At 47.1% G+C, this 2500-nt stretch carries 2 rRNA genes (1 of these 2 running past the window's edge); both read right to left on the bottom strand.

Annotated elements, in window-relative coordinates:
* Positions 1–229: 229 nt before the first annotated feature.
* A 5S ribosomal RNA gene (gene rrf, locus MYF79_RS07075) occupies positions 230–341 on the bottom strand.
* 124 nt (positions 342–465) lie between these two features.
* Positions 466–2500 (bottom strand): 23S ribosomal RNA (locus tag MYF79_RS07070) (it continues 843 nt past the right edge of the window).

Here is a 2500-nt window from a genome sequence, read left to right as displayed (position 1 = left end):
AATGTTAATTGCCGTTCCTCGTGGAACACAATTTTTCACGCGGACTGCAAATATACAATCCTTTCAGCTGTGCAACAAAAATTAAGTTGTCTTTTTTACCGTAAGTGGCGGTAGCAGCGGTTTGAGTAAGATCTCAATATTAGGTAAGGCGACTATTTGAAGTATAGTACCACTGTAGTGAGGATAAAAAAGCCCGGTACGATGAACGTACCGGGGCTTTTTTAAATAAATATGGCAGCTACCTACTCTCCCGCATGATAGTGCAGTACCATCGGCCATGAGGGGCTTAACTTCTCTGTTCGGAATGGGAAGAGGTGAACACCCTCGGCATAACCACCATAAGATCTTTACTATATTAGAATGATCTTCGTCTTTTGAGTCAGCACTATTTCAGCGATTGATCTGACTCCAGACTTGCAATAAGATACATATTGGGAAAGTCGTAATAGTTTATCACAAAAAATAAAATTAAAGCTTACGGGCAATTAGTACTACTCGGCTTCGATGTTACCACCCTTACACCTGTAGCCTATCAACGTCGTAGTCTCCGACGGCCCTTAAAAGTAAACTCATCTTGAGGTTGGTTTCACGCTTAGATGCTTTCAGCGTTTATCCTTTCCGTACATAGCTACTCAGCACTGCACCTGGCGGCACAACTGATACACCAGCGGTACGTACGACCCGGTCCTCTCGTACTAAGGTCATGTCCTCGCAATTTACTAACGATCACAACAGATAGGGACCGAACTGTCTTGCGACGTTCTGAACCCAGTTCACGTGCCACTTTAATCGGCGAACAGCCGAACCCTTGGGACCTTCTCCAGCCCCAGGATGTGACGAACCGACATCGAGGTGCCAAACCTCCCCGTCGATATGAGCTCTTGGGGGAGATCAGCCTGTTATCCCCGGAGTACCTTTTATCCTTTGAGCGATGGCCCTTCCATACAGAACCACCGGATCACTTTAGCCAGCTTTCGCTCCTGCTCGGCTTGTCGGCCTCACAGTCAAGCACCCTTTTACTAATGCGCTCTGCGTACGATTACCAACCGTACTGAGGGTACCTTTGCGAGCCTCCGTTACTTTTTAGGAGGCGACCACCCCAGTCAAACTACCCACCAAACAATGTCCCTGTCTCCAGGTTAGACTCTAAACAACAGAAGGTTGGTATTTCAACGTTGACTCCACAACTCCTGGCGAAGCTGCTTCATAGTCTCCCAACTATCCTACACATCTGTTGTTCAAAATCAATGTTAAGTTGTAGTGAAGGTTCACGGGGTCTTTCCGTCCCGTTGCGATTAACCGGCATCTTCACCGATACTACAATTTCACCGAGCTCGTGGTAGAGACAGTGTCCAACTCATTAGACCATTCGTGCAGGTCGGAACTTACCCGACAAGGAATTTCGCTACCTTAGGACCGTTATAGTTACGGCCGCCGTTTACTGGGGCTTCAGTCAGAAGCTTTGGCTTGCGCCGAACATCCTTCCTTAACCTTCCAGCACCGGGCAGGTATCAGGCTCTATACGTCATCTTTCGATTTTGCAGGGCCCTGTGTTTTTGTTAAACAGTTGGTTGGACCATTTTACTGAGACTGCATCACTGCAGTACGCCTTATCCCGAAGTTACAGCGTCAATTTGCCTAGTTCCTTTACCACGGATCACTCGAGCGCCTGAGGATATTCTCCTCGACTACCTGTGTCGGTTTACGGTACGGGCTGCTATAACCGAACCTTAGAGGTTTTTCTTGGAAGTCTGATTAGGGACATTATCAGCGCGGCCGAAGCTTTGCTGTACTATCAGGTTCATCATCCCGTGCGGATTTGCCTACACAGAATATAACTACCCCCTTTAACGCACTATTCCGTAAGTGCGCAGTCCTTTCACTACTCCGTTACCCCATCGAAATTATAGCAGGTACTGGAATATTCACCAGTTTGCCATCAGCTACGCCTCTCGGCTTTGCCTAAGGACCCGACTAACCCTGATCCGATTAGCGTTGATCAGGAACCCTTAGTCTTACGGCGAATAGGTTTTTCACCTATTTTATCGTTACTTATGCCTACATTTTCTTTTCTAAACGCTCCAGCATACCTCGCGATACACCTTCAATGCAGTTTAGAATGCTCCCCTACCGATACACCACCTAGTGGCGATCCTAAAGCTTCGGTTGTATGTTTGATGCCCGATTATTTTCCGTGCTCAAACCCTCGACCAGTGAGCTGTTACGCACTCTTTAAATGAATGGCTGCTTCCAAGCCAACATCCTGGCTGTTATAGGATTTGAACTTCGTTTGTTCAACTTAACATACGATTAGGGACCTTAGCTGTTAATCTGGGTTATTTCCCTCTCGGCCATGGACCTTAGCGCCCACAGCCTCACTCCCGTAGATATATCATAGCATTCGGAGTTTATTAGGGTTTGGTAGGCGGTGAAGCCCCCTAGCCCAATTAGTAGCTCTACCTCTATGATAACTCTGTATACGAGGCTGTTCCTAAAAACA

It is taken from the genome of Chitinophaga filiformis (genome assembly GCF_023100805.1).
GTDB lineage: Bacteria > Bacteroidota > Bacteroidia > Chitinophagales > Chitinophagaceae > Chitinophaga > Chitinophaga filiformis_B.
This window is presented reverse-complemented; position numbering and strand designations above follow the sequence as displayed.